General features: G+C 48.3%; 26 protein-coding genes and 1 riboswitch. Of the genes, 13 read left to right on the top strand and 13 right to left on the bottom strand.

Going from position 1 to position 21,733, the window contains the following annotated elements; genetic code table 11:
• Window positions 1-125: 125 nt before the first annotated feature.
• The 3 genes from selD (at window position 126) to ACFQU8_RS06150 (ending at window position 2,747) form a co-directional block, all read left to right on the top strand.
• Window positions 126-1,181, top strand: coding sequence for a selenide, water dikinase SelD (gene selD, locus ACFQU8_RS06160; RefSeq protein ID WP_382358320.1), 1,056 nt, complete (start codon window positions 126-128; stop codon window positions 1,179-1,181).
• A gap of 18 nt (window positions 1,182-1,199) precedes the next feature.
• Complete coding sequence (gene mnmH / locus ACFQU8_RS06155) at window positions 1,200-2,255, top strand: tRNA 2-selenouridine(34) synthase MnmH (RefSeq protein WP_382358318.1); 1,056 nt, start codon at window positions 1,200-1,202, stop codon at window positions 2,253-2,255.
• Window positions 2,256-2,354: 99 nt separating this feature from the next.
• Window positions 2,355-2,747, top strand: a complete 393-nt coding sequence (locus tag ACFQU8_RS06150) for a hypothetical protein (RefSeq protein WP_382358316.1) — start codon at window positions 2,355-2,357, stop codon at window positions 2,745-2,747.
• A 58-nt stretch (window positions 2,748-2,805) separates the two neighbouring features.
• Here the strand turns inward: ACFQU8_RS06150 and ACFQU8_RS06145 are convergent, their stop codons facing one another.
• Together ACFQU8_RS06145 and ACFQU8_RS06140 are read right to left on the bottom strand one after the other, a co-directional pair.
• On the bottom strand, window positions 2,806-4,158 hold the full coding sequence (locus ACFQU8_RS06145; RefSeq protein WP_382358315.1) for a tripartite tricarboxylate transporter permease: 1,353 nt from the start codon (window positions 4,156-4,158) through the stop codon (window positions 2,806-2,808).
• A gap of 6 nt (window positions 4,159-4,164) precedes the next feature.
• Window positions 4,165-4,401: a hypothetical protein gene (locus tag ACFQU8_RS06140; protein ID WP_382358314.1), complete on the bottom strand. Its 237-nt coding sequence runs from the start codon at window positions 4,399-4,401 to the stop codon at window positions 4,165-4,167.
• Window positions 4,402-4,603: 202 nt separating this feature from the next.
• Between ACFQU8_RS06140 and ACFQU8_RS06135 the strand changes: the two genes are divergently transcribed.
• On the top strand, window positions 4,604-5,215 hold the full coding sequence (locus tag ACFQU8_RS06135) for a spore coat protein (RefSeq protein ID WP_382358313.1): 612 nt from the start codon (window positions 4,604-4,606) through the stop codon (window positions 5,213-5,215).
• Window positions 5,216-5,298: 83 nt separating this feature from the next.
• Here the strand turns inward: ACFQU8_RS06135 and ACFQU8_RS06130 are convergent, their stop codons facing one another.
• Entirely contained in the window at window positions 5,299-5,469 is a 171-nt protein-coding gene (locus tag ACFQU8_RS06130; RefSeq protein ID WP_382358312.1) for a hypothetical protein, read from the bottom strand.
• A gap of 210 nt (window positions 5,470-5,679) precedes the next feature.
• Here ACFQU8_RS06130 and ACFQU8_RS06125 point away from each other — a divergent pair, with 210 nt between their 5' ends.
• The 4 genes from ACFQU8_RS06125 to ACFQU8_RS06110 all read left to right on the top strand — a co-directional run bounded on the left by ACFQU8_RS06125 (window position 5,680) and on the right by ACFQU8_RS06110 (window position 8,805).
• Window positions 5,680-5,856: a YfhD family protein gene (locus tag ACFQU8_RS06125; RefSeq protein WP_382358311.1), complete on the top strand. Its 177-nt coding sequence runs from the start codon at window positions 5,680-5,682 to the stop codon at window positions 5,854-5,856.
• A gap of 116 nt (window positions 5,857-5,972) precedes the next feature.
• On the top strand, window positions 5,973-6,404 hold the full coding sequence (locus ACFQU8_RS06120) for a YueI family protein (RefSeq protein ID WP_382358310.1): 432 nt from the start codon (window positions 5,973-5,975) through the stop codon (window positions 6,402-6,404).
• A 63-nt stretch (window positions 6,405-6,467) separates the two neighbouring features.
• Window positions 6,468-6,722, top strand: a complete 255-nt coding sequence (locus tag ACFQU8_RS06115; RefSeq protein WP_382358309.1) for a DNA alkylation repair protein — start codon at window positions 6,468-6,470, stop codon at window positions 6,720-6,722.
• Window positions 6,723-6,828: 106 nt separating this feature from the next.
• Window positions 6,829-8,805, top strand: coding sequence for an acetoacetate--CoA ligase (locus tag ACFQU8_RS06110; RefSeq protein WP_382358308.1), 1,977 nt, complete (start codon window positions 6,829-6,831; stop codon window positions 8,803-8,805).
• A 311-nt stretch (window positions 8,806-9,116) separates the two neighbouring features.
• Here the strand turns inward: ACFQU8_RS06110 and ACFQU8_RS06105 are convergent, their stop codons facing one another.
• The 4 genes from ACFQU8_RS06105 to ACFQU8_RS06090 form a co-directional block, all read right to left on the bottom strand.
• Complete coding sequence (locus ACFQU8_RS06105) at window positions 9,117-9,713, bottom strand: histidine phosphatase family protein (RefSeq protein ID WP_382358307.1); 597 nt, start codon at window positions 9,711-9,713, stop codon at window positions 9,117-9,119.
• Between the two features lie 79 nt (window positions 9,714-9,792).
• On the bottom strand, window positions 9,793-11,250 hold the full coding sequence (panF, locus tag ACFQU8_RS06100; RefSeq protein ID WP_382358306.1) for a sodium/pantothenate symporter: 1,458 nt from the start codon (window positions 11,248-11,250) through the stop codon (window positions 9,793-9,795).
• The gene (locus ACFQU8_RS06095; protein WP_382358407.1) at window positions 11,247-11,516 is read right to left on the bottom strand and encodes a YhdT family protein; all 270 of its coding nucleotides are present in this window, start codon (window positions 11,514-11,516) and stop codon (window positions 11,247-11,249) included. Before ACFQU8_RS06095 ends, panF begins: the two co-directional genes overlap by 4 nt.
• A gap of 374 nt (window positions 11,517-11,890) precedes the next feature.
• Entirely contained in the window at window positions 11,891-12,319 is a 429-nt protein-coding gene (locus ACFQU8_RS06090) for a DUF4064 domain-containing protein (RefSeq protein ID WP_382358305.1), read from the bottom strand.
• Between the two features lie 166 nt (window positions 12,320-12,485).
• Window positions 12,486-12,602, top strand: a riboswitch (TPP riboswitch).
• An 83-nt stretch (window positions 12,603-12,685) separates the two neighbouring features.
• On the opposite strand from ACFQU8_RS06090, the gene thiW reads away from it, so the two are divergent.
• From thiW to ACFQU8_RS06065, 5 genes are all read left to right on the top strand, one after another.
• Complete coding sequence (gene thiW, locus ACFQU8_RS06085; protein ID WP_382358304.1) at window positions 12,686-13,177, top strand: energy coupling factor transporter S component ThiW; 492 nt, start codon at window positions 12,686-12,688, stop codon at window positions 13,175-13,177.
• Between the two features lie 12 nt (window positions 13,178-13,189).
• Window positions 13,190-13,993, top strand: a complete 804-nt coding sequence (gene thiD, locus ACFQU8_RS06080; RefSeq protein ID WP_382358303.1) for a bifunctional hydroxymethylpyrimidine kinase/phosphomethylpyrimidine kinase — start codon at window positions 13,190-13,192, stop codon at window positions 13,991-13,993.
• A complete protein-coding gene (thiM, locus tag ACFQU8_RS06075; RefSeq protein WP_382358302.1) occupies window positions 13,994-14,764 on the top strand; it encodes a hydroxyethylthiazole kinase in 771 nt (256 codons plus the stop codon).
• A 3-nt stretch (window positions 14,765-14,767) separates the two neighbouring features.
• Window positions 14,768-15,376, top strand: a complete 609-nt coding sequence (gene thiE / locus ACFQU8_RS06070; RefSeq protein WP_382358301.1) for a thiamine phosphate synthase — start codon at window positions 14,768-14,770, stop codon at window positions 15,374-15,376.
• Between the two features lie 217 nt (window positions 15,377-15,593).
• The gene (locus ACFQU8_RS06065) at window positions 15,594-16,106 is read left to right on the top strand and encodes a hypothetical protein (RefSeq protein WP_382358300.1); all 513 of its coding nucleotides are present in this window, start codon (window positions 15,594-15,596) and stop codon (window positions 16,104-16,106) included.
• Window positions 16,107-16,200: 94 nt separating this feature from the next.
• On the opposite strand, the gene ACFQU8_RS06060 is transcribed toward ACFQU8_RS06065, so the two are convergent.
• The 6 genes from ACFQU8_RS06060 to ACFQU8_RS06035 all read right to left on the bottom strand — a co-directional run bounded on the left by ACFQU8_RS06060 (window position 16,201) and on the right by ACFQU8_RS06035 (window position 21,662).
• Complete coding sequence (locus tag ACFQU8_RS06060; RefSeq protein WP_382358299.1) at window positions 16,201-17,019, bottom strand: squalene/phytoene synthase family protein; 819 nt, start codon at window positions 17,017-17,019, stop codon at window positions 16,201-16,203.
• Window positions 17,020-17,127: 108 nt separating this feature from the next.
• Complete coding sequence (locus ACFQU8_RS06055) at window positions 17,128-18,690, bottom strand: BCCT family transporter (protein ID WP_382358298.1); 1,563 nt, start codon at window positions 18,688-18,690, stop codon at window positions 17,128-17,130.
• A 219-nt stretch (window positions 18,691-18,909) separates the two neighbouring features.
• Window positions 18,910-19,650, bottom strand: a complete 741-nt coding sequence (locus ACFQU8_RS06050) for a hypothetical protein (protein WP_382358297.1) — start codon at window positions 19,648-19,650, stop codon at window positions 18,910-18,912.
• Window positions 19,647-20,405, bottom strand: coding sequence for a hypothetical protein (locus ACFQU8_RS06045; RefSeq protein WP_382358296.1), 759 nt, complete (start codon window positions 20,403-20,405; stop codon window positions 19,647-19,649). The genes ACFQU8_RS06050 and ACFQU8_RS06045 overlap by 4 nt, the downstream gene beginning before the upstream one ends.
• Window positions 20,383-21,282 (bottom strand): ATP-binding cassette domain-containing protein, encoded by a 900-nt coding sequence (locus ACFQU8_RS06040; RefSeq protein ID WP_382358295.1) that lies wholly within the window; start codon window positions 21,280-21,282, stop codon window positions 20,383-20,385. Before ACFQU8_RS06040 ends, ACFQU8_RS06045 begins: the two co-directional genes overlap by 23 nt.
• A complete protein-coding gene (locus ACFQU8_RS06035; protein WP_382358294.1) occupies window positions 21,279-21,662 on the bottom strand; it encodes a GntR family transcriptional regulator in 384 nt (127 codons plus the stop codon). The genes ACFQU8_RS06040 and ACFQU8_RS06035 overlap by 4 nt, the downstream gene beginning before the upstream one ends.
• Between the last annotated feature and the right edge of the window lie 71 nt (window positions 21,663-21,733).

Raw genomic sequence — 21,733 nt, 5'->3', positions numbered from 1 at the left:
CGGACGTGACAAACAAGAAGAACAACTAGACATCCGAAAAGTGGATTGTCTCCAGTTGATCCCGCAGGCAAGCATCTGCTGTTTGTCTGTGCTAAAATAATCATGATAGTATATGCGCTGAAAGGATGATCAGAATGGCAAACGACGTTAAACTTACATCACTCTCCTCGAAAGGCGGCTGTGGCTGCAAGATTGGTCCGGCTGATTTAGAAAATGTGCTCCGCTCGCTTCCCAAACAGTCGGCACCTAATCCAAATTTGCTGGTTGGTCTTGATACCGGAGATGATGCAGGCGTTTATCAATTAACGAACGATCTCGCTCTTGTCCAGACGACCGACTTTTTCACACCGATTGTTGATGATCCATATGACTTCGGTCAGGTCGCTGCGGCCAATGCCATCAGTGATGTGTATGCGATGGGCGGAACACCCATTACAGCATTAAATATTGTTGCCTTCCCTATCACCACATTAGATGAGAGCATTCTTACCAGTATTCTGCGCGGTGCCGGTGATAAATTGGACGAAGCTGGTGTCTCGCTTGCCGGCGGTCATTCGATCGATGACCAGGAGCCTAAATTCGGTCTGGCCGTAACCGGAACGATCCATCCTGATAAGATTCACGCCAATAGCGGTGCCCGGCCGGGAGATAAGCTAATTTTAACCAAACCTATCGGCGTAGGCATTATGAGCTCTGCTCTGAAGAAGGACATGCTGACACAGGAAGGCATTGATCGTCTGACAAGTGTCATGACGACTTTAAACAAAACAGCTTCCGAAACGATGCGCAACTATACAGTGAACGCAAGCACCGATGTCACTGGGTTCGGACTGCTTGGTCATTTATCGGAAATCGCAGCTGCAAGCCATGTTGATGTACACATTGACGCTGATGCTGTTCCTGTCCTGCCGCGGGCACAGCAATTAGCCCAAGCAGGTGTCATTCCGGGCGGCACAAAAAATAACTTTAACCATGTCAAAGAGCATGTAACATTTTCGGAGAATCTCGCCGAAACAGATCAGTATATTTTATGTGATGCCGTAACCTCAGGTGGCCTGCTCCTGTCCGCAGACAGCAGTGAGGCTGACGCTTTGCTCACGGAATTACAGCAAAAAGGGGTCGAAGCCCACATGATAGGCGAGGTAACAGACGGGAAAAACGGACACATTACAGTCGATTAGTCAGGAAGGGATGAGGATATGTTTCAGGACATAACCTTGCAGGAATTATTAGAGCAGCAGAAACAGGGCAACCAGACCATTATTGATGTACGGTCACCGTCGGAATACAACGAAACGACCATCCCTGGCAGTATCAATATCCCCGTCTTCACCGATGAGGAACGGGCCGAAGTCGGCACTCTGTATACACAAGAAAGCAAGGAAGCCGCCAAAGAACGCGGGCTGGAAATTATGTCCGCTAAGCTCCCAGACTTCATGAAACAGTTTAAAGAGATTGACACACCCAAAACGGTCTTTTGCTGGCGCGGCGGTATGCGCAGCAAAACAGCCGCAACCCTTTTGGATTTAATGGGCCTTAATGTCAGCCGGCTTCACGGCGGCATTCGGGCCTACCGGCAATGGGTCGTCGGCGAACTGGAAAAGGAGGACTTCCCGCCCGATCTTATTGTTCTAAACGGCAATACCGGTACAGGCAAGACGAAACTGCTGCACCATTTAGCGGAAAAAGGCTATCCAATGATTGACCTGGAAGGCATAGCTGGTCACAGAGGATCCATTTTTGGCCATATTGGACTGGAGCCCAAGATCCAGAAAGAATTTGAATCCCAGCTCGTCCAAAACATGCACCAGCTGTATGACGTGCCGTTTGTTTTAATTGAAGGTGAAAGCAAGCGGGTCGGCAAAGACACCATACCGGAATTTTTCTTTAATAAAAAAGAACAGAGTACGCAATTATTTATTAACTTACCTGCCCAGCAGCGCGTTGAGAACATTTTAGAGGACTATCAGCCATGGGACTATCCCGACCAGTTTATGGAGGCATTTGACCGGATCAGGAAACGTATTCATACGCCCATTGCCAAACAGATTGAGGCTGACCTGAATGCGGCCAGATACAGAAGCGTTATCCAGCTCCTGCTTGAATACTACTATGATCCGCGGTACGAACATGCAACGAAGAAATATCCGGACGAAAACACCGAAACGATTCAGGCTGATGATATGGACGATGCTGCTGCCCAAATCGAGACACAGCTAGCGGCTATGTATCCAGATCAGGTAAAATCCGTTTAAACTTTAAACCAGCCTTCGTTCATCCTCTGTTCATAAACATGTGATACCTTTATAATGATTATAAGATCATAGCTTTTTCAGCAAAGGGAGAGATAATGTTTGCGAAATTATAGTAAGGTATTACTTCGTTTTTCCGCCCTGTTCGCATTGATCGGTGCCTTTATCGGGTCACATATGGCCGGATCAGGAGGCGCCATGTTCAAATCAGTGCATGCCCACATTCTGGTTGTCGGGTGGCTGACGTTGTTTGCGTGGGCTGTTTATTACAGACTGTTCACTCCGGTCAAAACGATCATTGCCACTTTGCACGTGTGGACAGCGATTATTGGAGCAATTGGTCTGACTGTCGGCATGTGGTTCTATTATCTCAATCCGTTTGACTTCGCTGATGGACTGACGACGGTTGTCTTTATTGTCGGCGGTTCGATCATGCTGCTCAGCTTTATACTCTTTGCCGTCCTGACATTTATGCCCCGGGAAGAGGATAAGTAATCTCTGAAGCGGCCTGAACAGGCCGCTTCAGACTATTTGCTGGCCAATCCCCCGCCTATTAGAACACCAGGCCAACCAGCCACGGGGCTGCATATAATGTCATAAACTGAATACCATAATGAACACCTCTCCGGTGCAGAAAACCTGCCACTAACCCGATCAGCAGCACCCCTGCAATGTTTAAAGCACCAGCATCCATATACGCGAGCATCAGCACTAAGCCGAAAAACAAACCAAGCAGTGCTTCATGCGGAATATATTTAAACACGAAGGCACAGATTGGCTGCGCATACTTAATCGTAATGAAAAACGTGATACCGATCGCAATAACAGCACCAATCACGGACGCCGCGACGAACTCATTCATCGACAGAATATCATGCAGATTATGCTCATAGCTAAATACCGGTGGTGCATTAAACAACGCATGGCCAGGACCCAATGCTGTTGGCGACAGCGGATAGCCAATGGCGATTAAAGGAATCAGCGTGCCGGCAATATAGGCCGCATTGGTCAGCCCGTCCATACTGGAAATGGCCCTTGATGCGCGTTTGACCGGATCCTTAATGCGGCTTGCAATGGTCTCGCCGAGCAGAATCGTCATGCCGACCGGTGTCAGGAAAAACGTCGCAACCCCAAATACGGAACTGACAGCGCTTGATAGCGTCTCTTTATGATCCAGGATTTTAAATGGATTGGGAAAGCCTTTGTCCGTTTGGGTTTTGCGCATCACAATCTGCTTCTTGCCGTGGCGTGGCAAATTCCGTCTGATGCGGCTATTCAGCAGCTCAAATAACTTTAAGATTACCGGTCCGATCGTAATCCCCAGGAAAAAAGATGTAAAAACTGTGACATCCTCTGGTACAATATTCAAATCCCAGTAGAGGTTGCGCAAGCCCTGAATAATAAACGCAAAAGGCACAATGGAGATCAGCGCAAACCAGCGATGTTTGGTCAGCAGCGCGAGAAAAATCGCCCCGGCGAAAAATACCTGACTGGAATATTCCTGAATGACATCAGCCAGCGGTGTCAGCGCCGTCGCCAAAAGCAGACTCAGCGGAACCGCAACAATAGTTCCAATCACCGAACCAGAAGCCATTTTGCGAATGCTCACATCAGGCTTGCCATGTTTTTTCAGCACCATGGCATGCTCAACCATAGGAGCGGACATCACACCGCCAGGGATTCCCGCAATAGCCACCGGAATAGAATCGGTTAGTTTCTTTGCAACAATTGCCGCGATAAAAAAGGTCAAAATAAGAATCGGCTCCATGCCGGACATCACCAGCACCAGCGTTACCGGTGCCAAAACCGCTGTTTCATCTGTCCCCGGCGCAATGCCGATAATCGTATACAGGCCTGCTGCAACGATCGCAACAAGCACCATTTGCAACATTAACATTATATCCATAAGACCTTACGCCTCATCATTGGTATAACTGAATTGACGTTTCGGTTTAATCAGAATGGTGCTGATAATAAAACCTAATACCGCTCCGACCAGCCCAAAAATGAGCGGCTGCTGTCCTGCAGGTGCGATGATATAGCCGCCGACTGACGTCAAGCTGCAAACGACGAGACTCAGCACCAGGTCTTTTATATTAACGTAATCTTCCCATACTTCGATATTGTCTTGTTTCTCCTCTTGTTCCAAATCCAACAACTCCTTCTTCATACCTCACGATTTCAGATTATACCTATTCAACATTGTTTAAGAAAGGCCTTATTTCGTTATTAATTGCTCCCATCTGTTTTCCGGCCGTTCCGGAAAATGGCAGCTTAGAAACCGTCACTCGGCACATAAAGACATCCTTTTATCCCAAACTAATCATGAATACTTTTTAGGAGGCATTCTCATGCAGAATCAACCGCAAAATTTCACGAGCACGACACAACTGCCACCACAACAGCATTTCGGCGGGCATGATATGTTTGATGGTCATGAAGCCTTATCGGCACTGGCCGGTGCTATGGATAAGTGCGTTCTGTTTGAACAATATATCCAGGACCCGGAATTACTAACCATGTCCCAAAAACACCGGTCTTTCAGCAATCAGCTTTACAACACACTGGTGGACACGTACCAATCCGGTCAGGATCCAGCTGTCGATACCCAGTCTTATAAAATGGATCAATCCAACGATGTCGTTTACGGCATTGAAGCACCCGCACAGCCAACCAAGCCAGTGCAATCACCAGGTGAAATCAACGATCAGTCGATATCCGGATTCATGATGGATTCACTCAAATCAACCGCCACAGGCTTCACAAGCGCGGCCCTTGAATCCACCAATCCGGTTATGCGCCGTGTTTTGGCAGACAGTGTTCCAAATTTAATTGAAATGGCCTATGAAGTATTCCTGTATCAAAATAAAAATCAATATTATCAAATGCCGCAGCTGCAGATCCAGGACATGCAGGCATTCCAGCAGAGTTACGCTCCAGCACAAGGTGTCATGCCGCATTAATGGTTTCATGCGATAGCAAAAAACCGCCTGTTTCGGCCCTAAGGCCAACAGGCGGTTTTTTCATCAGATAGACACTTCATTGTTTAATCGAGCAGTCGATTATTTTCGTCGACTGACATGACACGCGCCGATTCAGCATCCTCGGCATCATACACACCATCACCACGGCAAGCGCTGCATTGATACTGCCAGCCTTCATCATCTGATTGCATGCCTGTGCCATTGCAGGCTTTACAGGTTTCTTCAAATGCCATGATTTTTCCCTCCTTGCTATTGCCGGTCCATTAAAGGGCTGAACCGTCATACATAGCTTTTACAGCAGTCGTCAAATCATTCCCGGTCAAAACTGATCCCGTAAATTAACAGCCCTGCTTGGATATTTATAAGCGGGATAAAGTAATGTTTTGCCGCACATACTACATTTGAAAGGCTTTTGAAAGAGCTTTTCAAGGAGGAGCTTCCTGATGGGCAGAGATGAACACAAGACCAATCGCCGCGGACGGCCGCGTCTGGACCAGACTCCGGAATACGCTAAAACAAACGGTAACGATGTTGAGTTTTTCGAGGAATTTGCAGATTCCGATGACAAAGAGGCACAAGTGCGGCGCCAAGCTGCAGAAGAACGCTCCAACAAACGATAATCGTCATAAAAGTGCTCCGGGCAGTCCCGGGGCGCTTTTTTTGACTAGCATGCTTTGCAGATGTCATGCGTCCTCCCGTATAATGGCAGCAGAAACATTTATAAAGGGTGATACACATGGCAAAGAAAAATGTTGATGACTATTTAACCGAGGGCATCTACGGGGCACGGCAAACAAAGCCCTCTGAGCGCAAACGATTCCTCGGAACACTTCGGGAACGTATTGTCCTCGCTCTCACCAAGGGCCAGATCATGCATAATAAAGGACTTCAGGATCTGGAAGAAGCCATGCGGACATACCCTGATGCCACCCTGCTGATAAATGGCAAAGTAGCCCGCAGATTTCTAAAAAAAGAAATAGCGCTGGCCCGCCAATACCATATCCCCTACACCGAGATCACCAACGAAGAGGCAGAGACAGATATCGGTGCCGTGCTGACATATGGTTATGCGCTCAATCTGAACGCGATTTTCGCAACGGATGACCCGGCTAAAAAACCGGATAAGGATACTTCTTTTTTCAGCAAAATCAAACGCTGGTTCAGCTAAAAAGACTGTGCCTTACATAAAAAGGAGCTGATCCCGGTATCCTAAGGACTGGAGGTGTTTGATATGGCAAAGCACTACCTTTGTCCTAACTGCAAGACCAATCGTTCCCGGTTTAATATGATTGAACAAGCAGCCAGACCGGTTAAATTAGACCCCGGAACCGGTGACATTCTAAATGACTATACCGACAGTGAGCCCGAGATCTTTCACAGAGCATACGATGGCCCAGCTTATAAAATTCAGTGCGGTTCCTGCGGCCTTATTGAAGATGAGAAGCAGTTTATCAAATTCGCCGAACATATGGACAACAGCCGCTAAAACAGATCCCTGATCGCGTTTCCTAAACGCCACAGTCCAGCTTTACATATGTGAAACGTTTTCATATAATGTATATATGTATAAGCAGTAAAGGGGGACTTCAGTGGTGAGCGACATAAAAGAAGGCACGCTGCTATGGGAACCAAGTGAGAAGCGAAAACAACAATCCAACATATATGATTATATGAATTGGCTGCGTGAGCATAAAAATCTGCATTTCACGGACTATGATGCCCTGTGGCAGTGGTCCGTTGATGAAGTGGAAGATTTCTGGGCATCCATTTGGGCATATTTTAATATTCAGGCGAAAGACCCTTATGAAACCGTCCTGACATCCCACGAAATGCCCGGAGCGCAATGGTTTCCCGAGGCAACAATTAATTACACCGAACATATTTTCCGCAATTGGGATGAAACTGAGCCGGCGATCATCCACGCCTCAGAACTGCGCGAGACAGAACATGTTACATGGCAAAAGCTTTATCAGGACACAGCCGGACTGCAGCAAACGCTTAAAAATCTTGGCGTCGTAAAAGGGGATCGTGTTGCATCGTACGCCCCCAATATCTATGAGTCTATTGTCGCTTTTCTAGCAACGGCAAGCCTTGGCGCTATCTGGTCCAGTGCATCACCGGAATTCGGTGTGCAGAGTGTGACGGACCGGTTCCAGCAAATTGAACCGAAAGTAATGATCACCGTCGATGGTTACCGCTATGGCGGCAAAGACTTTGACCGAATAGATGTCGTGGAAACCATCCAGTCGGCATTGCCCGCGTTAGAAGCAACCATCGTGATTCCCTATTTACAGGATGAGCCCACTATTACAGGCTTAAAAAACGTTATGATGTGGGATGGAGCCGTAGCCGTGTCAGGAACACTCACCTATGAGCATGTTTCGTTTAATGAGCCGCTCTGGATATTATTTTCTTCCGGAACAACCGGCAAGCCCAAACCGATCGTACAAAGTCAAGGCGGGATTCTGCTGGAGCACTTAAAGGCACTGACGTTCCATGTTGATCTCCACAAAGGTGACCGGTTCTTCTGGTTTACAACAACCGGCTGGATGATGTGGAATTTCCTTGTCGGCGGCCTCCTGACCGGCAGCACGATTATCTTATATGACGGCAGTCCCGGCTATCCCAACAAACGGATGCTGTGGCAATTTGCGCAGGATACGAAAATGAGCGTCTTTGGAACCAGTGCCAGCTTCATCACTGGCTGCATGAAAGATGGTATCGAGCCGGGCAAAGAATTTGACTTGCGCCATCTTGAAAATATCAGCTCAACCGGTTCGCCGCTGCCGCCAGAGGGCTTTCAGTGGTGTTATGATCATGTGAAGGAAGATGTGTGGATAGCTTCATCAAGCGGCGGCACCGACGTCTGCACAGCATTTATTCTCGGCGCACCGATTTTACCCGTGTATGCAGGTGAATTGCAGTGCCGCGGACTTGGGGCAAAAATTGAGAGCTTCGATGATCAGGCAGAGCCGCAAATCGAGGAAGTCGGTGAATTGGTCCTGACTGAGCCCTTTCCATCCATGCCGATTTATTTCTGGAATGACCCTGACGGCAGTCGGATGCACGACAGTTATTTTGACGTATTCCCAGGTATTTGGCGGCATGGCGACTATTTAAAAATCACTGACCGGCATACTTGCGTGATTTACGGGCGGTCAGATGCGACCATCAACCGCGGCGGCATCCGGATCGGCACAAGCGAGATTTATCGTGCTGTTGATCATGTGAGCGCCGTGAATGACAGTATTATGGTTGATGTTCCTAAAGAGGACGGCGAGTCGTATACACCGCTGTTTGTCCTGATGAAAGACGGCGAGGAACTGACCGACGACGTCAGAAAAACGATCAAGCAGCAAATCCGGGAAAACTGTTCACCAAGACACACCCCGAGCGTTATTCACGAAGTACCGGATCTGCCCAAAACCTTAAACGGCAAAAAGCTGGAAATCCCGATCAAAAAGATCCTGACGGGGCAGGCAGCTGAGAACGTTGTCAACAGAGGTTCCTTAAGCAACCCGGATTCCCTGGATTATTTTGTGCAGTTAGCCGGTCAAAAGAATGCGTAGCCGTATAAGCGGGGAAATACCGGCGGGATAAAAGACATAAGGGCCCGGGACAAAACCGCTGCGGGAAAATGCTGCGCTTTCCGGGGGCGGCTGGCAAGCCTCCTCGGCCTGTCGGCCTGCGGGGTCTTCTCTATGCCTTTGCTCCCCCAGGAGTCTTCGCATTTTCCCTTCGCTCCATTTAGCGACTAAAATAAACCCGAACATATTCACTTTAATAAGTGATATTTGTTCGGGTTGGTTTTGTTGGGGATCGTTTTGTCTCGCCCCAGCCGCCCGCGGAAGGCGGCATCTGTTTCCGGAGAGGGTTAATTCTAGCCTTTATGAAATAACGCACTCTCCGGGAGGTGCCGGGTGTCATTATACAAATCACAATGCCACCCGTCCGCGTCCTTGGTTAAAAGCGTGAGCGATGTATTGTCTAAAGACCCGCTCATTTCTGCTTGCGGCATCAGCTCTGTCAAAAGGTGCTTGATAAAAGTGCCGTGACTGACCACCAGAACATTTTCGTCCGGATGATTGCGCGAAACCTCATCAAGCACAGCCAGCCCTCTTTCAATCACACGGGCACGCGTTTCATAGCCCAGATCCTGTTTATGCCAATCTGTTCCCCACGTTTGCACACGTTCTTGTTCATTAGTCCCTTCAATCAGTCCAAAGCTTGCTTCACGCAATCGCGCATCAGTGTGCAGCGGTTTATGAAGTTTCGCGTTCAGAATCTCAGCGGTCTGTTCAGCCCGCAGCTGCGGACTGACATAGATTCTGTCCCAGTCAGCCGCTTCCAGCGTGTCTCTCAGTAATTGAGCCTGCTGCCTCCCCTCTTCATCCAGTGACGTATCCGAATCACCCTGAACTCTCGCCTCTTTATTCCACTGTGTCACACCATGACGCACGAATCCAATACGACCCATAATCAAAGCAACTCCTTCAAACAATCATTGGGCAAATAGCCCCGCTTATCTAGTTTAGCACAACGGCCACAACAGACAGTTAGTGATAGGTCGCCTCCTCAATCATGGCTCCCGATCTGTTCTGAGTTGCCAGACTGACAATCACATAAGCAAGCAATGCCGCCACGACCGGCAGAACAACCGAATGCAGACCGAACGGCTTTGGAAAGAACGTATCTGATAAAATGTACAGGCCGACACCCGTAATCATCGACGTAAGGGCGCCATATTTGTTGCCTTTTTTCCAGTAGAGCCCCAGCACAATCGGCCACATAAACGCCGCCTGCAAGCCGCCAAAGGCAAATAAATTCAGCCAGATAATCAGATCAGGCGGGTTCAGAGCCATCAGGAAGACAATCACCCCAAGAACTGCGGTTACACCAATACTAAGCCCTTTCACCCGTTTTGGAGGTGCCTTTGGTTCGACATAATTCAAATAAATATCCTTAACGAGTGAAGAACTGACTAAAAGCAGCAGGGAGTCCACCGTTGACATAATCGCTGCCATCGGAGCCGCAAGCACCATGCCTGCCAGCCAGTTCGGCAAAACTTCCAGAGCAATCAGCGGCATGACTTTATCACCCACTTCAATACCTGGCAGAATCGGCCGGGCCAGGACACCAATCAAATGCATATTCAGCATAATAATACCGACGACAATCGTGCCAATGATAATCGCCCGATGCATCGAGCGGGAATTTTTATAAGACATCGCTCTGACTGTAATCTGCGGCAGGGCCACGACACCGACACCGACCAGCAGCCAGAATGACGACACGAATTGGGGTGTGAGCGTGCCTTCAGCACCAAACGGCGTAATCAGATTCGGGTTTTCCGCACGAAGACCCTCCATCAGATTGGACAAACCGCCTCCTGCCACAATCGTCGCAATCAAAAGAATCAGCGTCCCGACAAACATGATCGCTCCCTGAATGGCATCGGTCAGCGCCACTGCCCGGAAACCGCCAATAGTCACATAAATCAGGACAAATAACGCAAAGATAAACAGGGCCGTTGTATATGGAATACCGACCAGTGATTCGATCAGCCGGGCTCCGCCAATCCACTGCGCCGCCATCGCAGAGAATAAGAATATGATGATACTGACAGCTGAAAACAGAACAACCCATTTGGACTTATAGCGTTCCTTTAAAAAATCCACCATTGTCAGGGCGTTATATTTCCGCGTCACAATCGCAAACTTTTTCCCCAGCACCATCAGGACAAAATAACCCGTCGACACCTGAGTCATCGCGAGCAGCACCCAGCCGAGGCCTTCCGTATAGGCTGTGCCCGGTCCGCCAATAAAACTGCTGGCACTGCCATAAGTCGCTGTCATCGTCATCGCAAGGACAAAGCCGCCAAGACTTCGCCCACCGAGAAAGTAATCCTGCATAAACGAACTGGACGACTGTACCGATCTGCTCGCCCAGACACCGGCACCAAATATAATAAGCAAAACGCCAATTAACGGAACTAATGCCTGCCATGTCGTCATAGCTCGTTCTCCTCATCATCCAGTGAGACCTCGACAAACCATTTTTTGACGACAACAGTCACCAGAACAGCCATGACAATAAATCCTACAACACAGCTGTAAAAAAACCAGGCCGGCAATCCAAAAATATATGTATAGTCAGACGGGTCTTGACTGCCAAGACCATACGCAAAGACAAACCACCAGATAAAATTAAATATGGCCAGTCCAACGCCAATCAAGGCCTCACGATTAGCCACCTTATAACGCGGGTCCTCATCGGGCAAATACTGTTTATTCAATGAATAATCCCCCTTGAATGTCCCAGTCGTTCCAGGGCAGGACATTTCTGCGACTATAACTCACTATAACATATTTGTAATATTTAAAAAGTTCATTGCTTAAAACTGCCCTGTGACTAAGCTGGGTTAAAATGAGCGCAGGAAACGACTAAAGACTCCTGCGGGAACAAAAGCATAGATGAGACCCCGAAATACGTCAAGCACAACGCAAGACTTCCCCGAAAAAGCTCGCGGGCGTGACGAGCAGGAGAAGGCTCACCAGCTGCCCGCAGAAACCGACGTCTGTTTTCGGAGCGTTGTGCTCACATTCGAGTTGTTCGGATCACCCTTTGACAGGATACTTTTGTCTCAGCCTCTGCTTATTCCATAGTTATGGTTGACTGAGGTGCTTTTCGCGCCAGGCACATAATACCGGCAATCAAATAAAAGATTCCGCCAAATATCAAAGCTCCAAAGGTGATCAGCGTGGATACCGCCGCCGTCACAATCAACATAATGCCGGCCGCTTTGGGTTTGCTGTTGCCTTTCATAAACACGATTGAGATAATTCCCATAATCACACTAATTACCGTCAGAATAACAAGGAACCAGCCGCCGCCCTGAATACCTTCTAAAGCTACATCCAGCTCGCCTGGTGCTATACCGGGCTGCTGCTTCATTTCATCTGTTGCTTCATTCAAAACCGCCTCGTTATTAGACACCCAGACCATAAGACCGCCTGCGATCGAAAAAAATCCATAAACAAGTGCACCTATAACCGATAAAACGATTTCCCCTGTTCTGCTCATACTGCTCCTGCCTCCCTTATTAAAAGATGCATGACATGGCCATCATCACCAGTCACATAGTTGTAAGTATTTTCTTACCTCTTTCATTCTATCAAACGTTACTAAAAAATTTAACTATCATGACAAATTCTTATTCTTTTGTTAAACTGAATATGAAAAGACAATTAAACACTACTAGGGGTGCCCAAAAATCGCGGGCTGAGAGGAAAGGCGTTCGAAGCTTTCCGACTCTTACGGACCTGATCTGGTTAGTACCAGCGAAGGGAAGTAGTCTGATAACGTATTCAGCTATTTTTTAAGCCAGGTCCAGTCAATGGATCTGGCTTTTTTGATTTTTCTGCCGCCCCTAATGAAAGGAGCATTGGATTGAACCGTACGCACCTCCTGACAACAATGGCTGTTTTTGTCGCGATTGGAACACTGGGAGCTCAACTCTTATGGTTTCCAGCAGGTGTCGCGAAAGCTTATCCTGTGCAGCATGCCGTTAATGTAACAGCAGCTGTCACGCTCGGTCCGGGACCGGCCGTTATCATTGCATTTATGATTGGCCTGCTTCGCAACATGCTCGGTCTGGGGACGCTGTTAGCCTTTCCCGGTGGCATGGTTGGCGCCTTTCTGGCTGGCTGGCTCTACCGGCTGACAAACAGAAAAGGAATGGCTGCCTTTGGCGAAGCGATCGGAACTGGTATAATCGGATCACTGTTCGCCGTGCCCTTTGCACGCATTCTGCTGGGAAGCTCAGCCGGTGCCTTTTTCTTTATGCCGTCATTTCTTGTCAGCAGTGTTTCGGGTGCTTTAATTGGCTGGTTTGTCACAGCAAAAATGAAACAGACAAACGTCATGAAAAATCATGTCTAAGGAGGCATTGCAATGCCATCAATACCCAAAGCTTTAACCATTGCCGGCACAGACCCGACAGGCGGCGCCGGCATTCAGGCTGATCTTAAAACATTTCAGGAATTGAAAAGCTATGGCATGTCCGTTATCACATCCGTCGTCGCCCAAAATACAACAGGTGTTCAGGACGTCCAGAATATGTCATCATCCATGATCAAACAGCAGCTGGAATCCGTCATGGACGATATCCCATTCCAATCATTCAAAACCGGCATGCTGGCAAACGTCCCTATTATGGAAGCGGTCTATGCCGAATTAGCCCAGTTGGATGTGCCTTATGTCATGGATCCGGTTATGGTGACAACAAGCGGCGATACGCTCGTCTCAGAGGAGGCGCGCGATTATTTGCGCGAGGCTTTATTACCGCTGGCAGCAGTCGTTACCCCGAATATCCCGGAAGCCGAAGTACTGACCGGTATGACGATTCAAACAGCTGATGACATGAAGCAGGCCTCCCAGCAGATTGTTCACAAGTACAATGCCGGAGCTGCCCTTGTTAAAGGCGGCCATATGCAAGGTAAAGCCGTTGACTTTTTATACGACGGCCAGACAATTCATACGTTTACGGCAGAGCGCATCGAGACCAGTAATACGCATGGCACAGGCTGCACCTATTCAGCCGCCATCACAGCCTATCTCAGTCAAGGCTATACCTTATATGACGCTGTACGCCTGGCTAAAGCTTTTGTGACCTCAGCCATACGCCATTCATTTTCGATCGGCCATGGCAGCGGTCCGACCAATCACTGGGCCAGCAGAATGGAGGAGTTTAATTAAATGAAACACACGATCATTGAAGACGTACGCAAGACGACACCGCTTATCCACCATCTGACGAATCAAGTGGTGATCAATCTCTCAGCAAACGGGTTGCTGTCGTTCGGGGCAGCACCCGTTATGGGCAAAGCTGAAGAAGAAGCAGCGGATATGGCAGCGAATGCTGATGGTGTTCTCTTGAATATCGGCACCCTGACGTCCTGGGAGCTGCCGGCGATGATTCGTGCCGGCCAAGCAGCGAATGAAAATGGCATCCCGGTTTTGCTTGATCCGGTCGGTGTCGCTGCCACCCCATTCCGGACAAACGCTGTCAAAAGCATTTTAGAAAACGTGAAGCCGACAGTCATTAAGGGGAATGCCGGCGAACTCGCTCATATTGCAGGCATCCCGTGGGAAACAAGAGGCGTTGACTCAATTGGCGATGGCCATGCTGACGACATCGCCACTAAAATTTCTGATATTTACCAGACAACTGCGCTTGTAACCGGCCAGACAGATATCATCAGCAGTCATGGCAGCATGGTGTCAAATCAAACCGGCCACCCGCTTTTAAGCCAAGTAACCGGTGCTGGCTGCCTGCTGGGATCTGTCTTAACAGCCTGCCTGACCACTGACGACACGCTTGAAAACCAAGTTCTGACAGCGGTTGAATTTTACGGACTGGCCGCTGAATATGCTGCCAAACGCTCGGACGTCAATGGCTCAGGGACATTTCTGCCGCATTTTATCGATGCCCTGTCGTTTGATCCCGCCGAACTGGAAAGGACGTGAGCTATGAATTTACGGATATATTTTATCATGGGCAGTCAGAATGCCAGCCATGACAAGCCTGAGGCAATACTTGAAGAAGCCGCTCAAGCCGGCATTACAGCCTTTCAATTCCGGGAAAAAGGTGAAAACGCGCTTACGGGTGAGGCCAAATTAGCCTTAGGACATAGACTGCGTGACATCTGCAGGCGCTACAACGTCTTGTTTTTTATAAATGATGACCTTGATCTGGCTGAACCACTGCAAGCAGACGGCATCCATGTCGGACAGGACGATACACAGCTGGAAACCGTACGGCAGATGTTTCCTGACAAATACATCGGGCTGTCCGTATCCAGTGAACGAGAGATGAACAGCAGCCCGATTCAGCTCGCTGACTACCTTGGAGCCGGACCAGTCTATGCCACATCCTCGAAGGAAGATGCCAAACAGGCAGTCGGCACCGATTGGATCAGATCTCTGAAGCATCACTATCCCAGCATGCCCATTGTCGGAATCGGCGGAATCACAACAGATAATGCCTCTTCTGTGATCAGTGCCGGTGCTGATGGCGTCTCGGTCATCTCGGCCATTACTAAGGCATCCGATATTGGTACAGCTGTTAGAAATCTGTGAACACGCTTGAATTTGACGATAAAACTGGGATATAACGAACGTATCAGCCTTAAAAACGAATGAGCTGCCTCCAGCATTATCAAATGGTGTGCTTTTAAAGTTAATCATGCAAAGCGGATTGGGCCGCCCATACATTATGGACCGACGTCTCATATAGTAATGAGAAAGCTATTATAAGGAGGAAAAAAACTTATGGCCAATCAGCCACCATTTGATGATGAAAGGCTATTTAACTTTTTTGGCTCTCTGGGTGGATGGCCTTCCTACGGCTCAGGACAACCGGGATATGGTCCTGGAGTTGATCCGGGCTTCAGTCAGCCTGGATACAATCCTGGATATGGACCCGGATACGGCCCAGGATATGGACCCGGAGTCGATCCAGGCTTCAGCCAGCCTGGATACGGGCAGCCCGGATTTGGTCCTGGATACGGCCAGCCTGGATACAACCCAGGATACGGTGGACCTTCTGGCTACCCAGGCGGTCAGCAGGCCGGCCCGCCTAATTCACCACCGCCGTCATTCACCCCGCAGAAGCCAGCAACAGAAGGCCCGCCAGGTGTCAGCACGTATGCCGTTGACCCAGGCTCCATCAGAGGATGCCTGTATCAATTCACGTATATCTGGCAGAGATGGGGCGGCTTCTGGTTTTACCCAACGTATGTCGGCCGTCGTTCCGTCTCCGGCTATCGCTGGCAGCGCAACAGATGGGTCTACTACGGACTTGATGTAAACGACATTCAGTCCTTCCAGTGCTACTAAAACCTGCCCAGACACACAACAACAGCTTTTTACACAAAAAAGACCGCTCTTCTAAGCGGTCTTTTTTAGTCATCCTTAATATCCTCAACAATCGTTTCCACTTCATTCCGGGAAATTTTCTCGCGGCCTTCCTTCAAGGCTTTAATCGTCTGTTTAGCCAGGGCAAGCGGTATCCGGCAAAACAGCTTGATCGTCCGGGTATGAATATCGTTCATGTATGCATCGGCCTGAGCAAGGTTGTACTCAGTATAGGCAAACATATCATCCCGCGTCCAGCCATCCGGAACAAAATTAACACCGCGTTCACTGTCTTCGTCCTGATTCCGTAAAATATTAACAGCCTGAAGTCCGCGGCCATAGCCAATGGCCTGCTCACGGTTAGTCTGTGTCCCGTCATACCATTCCCAGATATCTGACAGCATCACACCGACCAGCCCTGCAACATAATACGTGTAATCATCAAGATCAGCCCTGTCCTTAACATCCCAGTCTTTTTCGGCCCATTCAGCCATGCCGCGGGCCATCGTGCCAGTCGATTCTTTCACGTCCGTCACAATCCCGTCCGGACACAGCCTGATCCAATCACCCAGCCTTAGCGTAACCTCAGGCAGAAGCAATTCATACGGTCCCAGAAGTTCACGGTAAACGGCATCATCAAAGCCGTGTTCTAACAAATCGCTCACCGAGCGCAGCAAATACGCTTTAATGTCTGAATTCAGCTCTTCATGGTCCTCTATCTCATCAACCGCACGCATGCATAAATAGGCAGATGCGACCGTTTCCTTCAGCGGTGACTTCAGCAGCGTAATCGGTATATAAAATGTCCGGCTTGTCTGTTTCAGTATAACGTTTGCATCTTTTTGCAGCTTCTTGGTTTCGCTCAAAAATACGCCTCCTTAACACACTGCCATTATACCAAACTATCATCCAAAATAATATGACAATAATAGCAAAAAAAGAAGGGGCACAAATTGGTGTACCCCTCTCGCATTCTATGACCATCTGCGATCAAATTTAACATCTTTGCCCTTACGCGGACGCTCCCACATCAGACCTTGCTCCAGTGCCATTTTCTTGGCAATCTGCGGGGCATTCCACAAAGGCGGCAGCAATAACAATGAAACCGGAACAGCTGTAATGACGATTGAATTCTGGATCGCCGTGATACTGTCTTCACCAATCGTTAGAATCACCATCGTTGTAAGACCGAATATCAGGGCCCAGAAGACACGCAGCCAGCGTTTCGGCTCATCATTGCCGGTCAGTGTTACCGAAACCGTATAAGACATTGTATCTGTCGTCGTCGCCACGAATATAATCGAAATGACGAGAAAAGCAATAGCCATAATCGTGCCCAGCGGCAGCTGATGCATGATCGCCATAACGGCTGCAGGCATGCCCCCTTCACTCAGCGGACCAGATACAGATCCCGGCGTTTCCTGTTCATAAAACACGCCCGATCCGCCAACAACAGCAAACCAGAAATTCGTAACGAGCGGTGCTGCAATCGACACGGCAATGACCAATTCCCGTATGGTCCGGCCGCGGGAAATGCGGCTGATAAAAATAATCAGCATCGGAGCATAGCCGATAAACCAGCCCCAGAAAAAGATCGTCCATGATCCAAGCCAGGCTTCATCACCACGGAATAAGTTCATCGTAAAGAAGTTGTCTAAATAGAAACCAGATCCACCGATAAACGAATTAAGAATAAAGAATGTTGGACCAATCAAAAGCATAATAATCCCGAGCACAAACGTCATCCCAACGTTAAGACGGCTTAAGAGGAGAATTCCGCGATCCACCCCGGTCGCAGCAGAAATGGCTGCAATCGCAACCAATACAACAATAACTAAAATGCTGACCGTCACTGTATTGGGTATACCAAACAGATCATTCAGACCATAGGAAATCTGTAAACCCAGAAAACCAAGCGGTCCCAGCGTACCAGCAGCAGTTGCAATAATGGAAAAAATGTCAGCCGCTGCCCCGATAACACTTTTATGAAAGATCTTTTCACCGAATATCGGAAATAACAATGCCCTCGGCCGCATGGGATAGCCTTTAGTGTAATGAACATACATCATCACAATCGTGGCGAGCGTTCCAAGTATCGCCCAGGCCATAAAGCCCCAGTGCATAAAGCTTTGTCCGAAAGCTGCCATGATATTGCCTTCACCGCCGCCAAACAGCGGGGGCGTATCCATGTAGTGATACATCGGCTCCGAGGCCGCCCAAAAGACGCCACCGCTTGCCAGCAGCGTCACCAGAATCATGGCAACCCAGCGATAATAACTGTATTTCGGTTTCTCCCTCTTCCCTAAGCGAACCTTGCCAAATCGGGAGAAGGCTAAAAAGATACCAATCGCAAAATTACCAAGCAGCAATAGCTGCCAATAGCCTCCAAAATATTCAGCAGCATAATCAAATAAAACCGTAATCGAGTTCCCAACCGCGTCATTGCTGATGAACGATAGAATGACAAATAATATCAAAAAACCACCGCTGACGGCAAAAACGGTCCAATCCGTTTTCGGTTTTTGAGTATTCTTCAAGATTTTCCTCCCCATTGAGGAGCAAGTGCCTATAACACCGTGATGTCATTACAGACCGTTGGATGTAAAATGATTATCCTTTGCTCAAACCATTTCTTAACTCTCTCTCTCTAAAAACCACCGGCTTGCTCGAATTATTTTTATATACGTCTTAAAATTATAAAGTGCATCGAAGCAAGCGTCAACCAAAGTGAATGAAAAGTCCGACACGATTCAAGGCTATGGACCCGCTGACGGCCAGACATAATGAAACGGCATCCCCTCAAGAGCATCCAATTGAACATCTTCAGGTATCTTTAAGTAAATCAGCTGCTCACCGCCCTTTATGACCCGATCAGACCAAGGTCCATTCTCCTCGCCGCTGGTGCTGGTGAATTGCGAAATGGGAAATTCTTGTCTGAATGTGGACAGGTCAATGTCAAAAGGTGTCGAAACGTTGATTCTTATGGCCCCCGACGTGTATTGAACATCTAATGGAGGCAATTTATCTGACATATCCCTTCCCTCTATAATAAGCGGTGTCTGATAATACGTTGCTTGAATCGTGTCACTCTGATCGGAGACTCTTTCCGCATAAACAGGAATTCCCGTATAAGGATCATGGCCGCTCACCATTTCCAGCCGGATATCCTGCTTCTCAGCTGACAGCTCCCAGGATTCCTGCTGATAAATCTGATCAGTCTTGTCAATGCTTCCGTCTTCAGCCATTCCCGCTAATCGTGGGAAGTCATCAACTGGAGCACTCACCGCCTCACCCGGAGCATCCGATGACTCAGGAAGCATCAATGCAGCCGGAACAGCCAGGATAAGCACAGCACTATAGACGATAAAAAGGCGTCTCACCCTTGTCGTATAGCTGCGCCGCCAGTTTCCTTTTGGCAGTTTAAAAGTAGCAAATACGATTAACCCGACGATCAGCAGTAAAATGATGATTGGCATCAATTGCAGTAACGACGTCATGTCCGCACCTCCAGTCGACGGTAAATGATGATCGAGCCGGCAAATAACACAAGCGCGGTCAGCAGTGTTTTACACATGAACAGAAGAAAAGAACTCTCTTCAAAATAAAACGTCCCGATCTCCAGTAATAACTGATCACCGCCTGTGATCCGGGGCCAGAAAAACAATAACCCAATAATCACAGCTGGTATAATGTAAGCAAACATTTTATATAAATGAACGAATGTTCCAACAAGGTAGCCGGCACTGCTGAACATTAAGATAAACATGAACGCTGCCAGTGCCCCCATCAGCCATTCACCCACTGTATCGGTGAAGCCGCCCTGCATAATAGGGGTTGCCGAAAACAGAAAAAAGGTAACGACTTTCAGCAAAAACCCGTATAACAATGCCGTTATACCGCCTAACAGGCTGGTCACCGTCAAAAAGATCATATTGGCTAAATCATGACTTAAATGACTCGACACAAAAACAAAGTCATCATCCCGAAACATTTGCGTTTTCATTTGCACAGCACTTATAAACCCCCACAGCATCGTAAATACGACGACAATACTAGCCGAGTAGGAATCGACGTAAATATGCATCCCCCTGCTAAGACTGGTTGTGGAGGAACCTGTCGAGAACAGCGAAAGAACAAACGCAATCAGCTGCAGTATCATTAAGGTCGTGAAAAAGCCGGAAAACGATTTTAACTTAAAGCGGCATTGCTGCTTAACCGTCTGGAATAAGCTAGGCTTTGTCAAATACATCATCGATTTCCCCCTTTGTGCTATCAGTCAGATACACGCACACATCCCCTGGCGAAACAGCTTCCGCACGAATACCTGCCCGTCGCATCTGCTCCCATTCATCCGTCGAAAAATCATGTTTCACAACCGCATACATGCCAGCTTCTGTCTGTTTTGAATACATAACGTCTCTGTTGCGTGTCCACGCTGATACCGCCTCGAATGGACCACTCAGGCTCACGGCATATTCTTTTAGTTCCTCGACAGGCATGTGTAAGTAATTGTGGCCATCTTCCAGGAGAAGCACATCTTCCAGCAGCTCCTCGATTTCATCCAAATGATGACTGGACACGATAATGGAGCGCGGATGAGCCAGATAATCCTTCAAGAGAGCCCGGTAAAAATCTTTCCGGACAGCCGCATCCATACCATTGGTTGGTTCATCAAAAATCGTTAAGGCGCATCTCGAACACAACCCGACAATCATATTGAACGTGCTTTGCTGCCCCTTTGAGAGACTGGCATAATTCTGATCCGGCTGAAATGAAAAATAAGCAAACAAGCGATCCGCTAATGCCATATCCCAGTTTTCATAAAATCGGCCCGCTTCTTCGAGAATTTCCTTTAATGTCAGCGCCGTTGGAAAATCCAGATCATCGTCAACTAATATCGTATTAGCTGATACCAGCAGATCATCAAATGGCCGGCGGGAGAAGACACGAACATCACCGGAAGACGGCCGCCAGAAGCCCGCTAACAATTTCAGCAGAGTCGTTTTGCCTGCCCCATTGCGCCCGACCAGACCGGTAATCTTGTTTTCCCCTATCGTCACTGTCAACTGATCCAACGCCTTATGCCGTCCGTGCTTCTTGCTTAAATCTCTGCATTCTGCCACGTTCACGTTACATCCCCCTTGCGTTCATTGATTGCAGTCCGAAGCAGCTCGATTAATTCCTGTTCGCCAACATCCAGACGCTCAGCTTCTGCCGCCACTTCCTGGATCTGCTGTTTGAGTGTCTGATTTTTTCGCTTATCTGTAATAACCGCCTTCGCATCACGCACGACAAATTTGCCAAGTCCGCGCTGGTTATACAGAACCCCTTCCTCAGCCAGCATGGTCAGGCCTTTTGCTGCTGTGGCCGGATTAATATTAAACAGATCGGCAAGCTTATATTGCGAATAGACTTTGTCATCCGGCCTAAATGTTTCATTTAAAATTTCGTTTTCCAGCCATTCGGCAATCTGCCTATAAATGGGCTTTGCACCATCCGGATTGATCATTCAAGCTTGCCTCCTTTCCAGTGATGCAGTGCATTAGTTATGTAACTTAGTATAGTACATAAAAAGATCCT

The sequence above is a fragment of the Lentibacillus kimchii genome (assembly GCF_042666895.1).
Taxonomy (GTDB): Bacteria; Bacillota; Bacilli; order Bacillales; family Amphibacillaceae; genus Lentibacillus; species Lentibacillus kimchii.
This window is presented reverse-complemented; position numbering and strand designations above follow the sequence as displayed.

Excerpts from the sequence above, each read along its gene's own strand:
- thiD (WP_382358303.1), top strand. The coding sequence starts at position 13,190 with ATGCCATCAATACCCAAAGCTTTAACCATTGCCGGCACAGACCCGACA.
- panF (WP_382358306.1), bottom strand. The coding sequence starts at position 11,250 with ATGACGACATGGCAGGCATTAGTTCCGTTAATTGGCGTTTTGCTTATT.
- thiE (WP_382358301.1), top strand. The coding sequence starts at position 14,768 with ATGAATTTACGGATATATTTTATCATGGGCAGTCAGAATGCCAGCCAT.
- ACFQU8_RS06065 (WP_382358300.1), top strand. The coding sequence starts at position 15,594 with ATGAAAGGCTATTTAACTTTTTTGGCTCTCTGGGTGGATGGCCTTCCT.
- mnmH (WP_382358318.1), top strand. The coding sequence starts at position 1,200 with ATGTTTCAGGACATAACCTTGCAGGAATTATTAGAGCAGCAGAAACAG.
- selD (WP_382358320.1), top strand. The coding sequence starts at position 126 with ATGATCAGAATGGCAAACGACGTTAAACTTACATCACTCTCCTCGAAA.
- ACFQU8_RS06090 (WP_382358305.1), bottom strand. The coding sequence starts at position 12,319 with ATGAGCAGAACAGGGGAAATCGTTTTATCGGTTATAGGTGCACTTGTT.
- ACFQU8_RS06120 (WP_382358310.1), top strand. The coding sequence starts at position 5,973 with ATGGCAAAGAAAAATGTTGATGACTATTTAACCGAGGGCATCTACGGG.
- ACFQU8_RS06130 (WP_382358312.1), bottom strand. The coding sequence starts at position 5,469 with ATGGCATTTGAAGAAACCTGTAAAGCCTGCAATGGCACAGGCATGCAA.
- ACFQU8_RS06115 (WP_382358309.1), top strand. The coding sequence starts at position 6,468 with ATGGCAAAGCACTACCTTTGTCCTAACTGCAAGACCAATCGTTCCCGG.
- ACFQU8_RS06135 (WP_382358313.1), top strand. The coding sequence starts at position 4,604 with ATGCAGAATCAACCGCAAAATTTCACGAGCACGACACAACTGCCACCA.
- ACFQU8_RS06105 (WP_382358307.1), bottom strand. The coding sequence starts at position 9,713 with ATGGGTCGTATTGGATTCGTGCGTCATGGTGTGACACAGTGGAATAAA.
- thiM (WP_382358302.1), top strand. The coding sequence starts at position 13,994 with ATGAAACACACGATCATTGAAGACGTACGCAAGACGACACCGCTTATC.
- ACFQU8_RS06050 (WP_382358297.1), bottom strand. The coding sequence starts at position 19,650 with ATGACGTCGTTACTGCAATTGATGCCAATCATCATTTTACTGCTGATC.
- ACFQU8_RS06035 (WP_382358294.1), bottom strand. The coding sequence starts at position 21,662 with ATGATCAATCCGGATGGTGCAAAGCCCATTTATAGGCAGATTGCCGAA.
- ACFQU8_RS06125 (WP_382358311.1), top strand. The coding sequence starts at position 5,680 with ATGGGCAGAGATGAACACAAGACCAATCGCCGCGGACGGCCGCGTCTG.
- ACFQU8_RS06045 (WP_382358296.1), bottom strand. The coding sequence starts at position 20,405 with ATGATGTATTTGACAAAGCCTAGCTTATTCCAGACGGTTAAGCAGCAA.
- ACFQU8_RS06145 (WP_382358315.1), bottom strand. The coding sequence starts at position 4,158 with ATGGATATAATGTTAATGTTGCAAATGGTGCTTGTTGCGATCGTTGCA.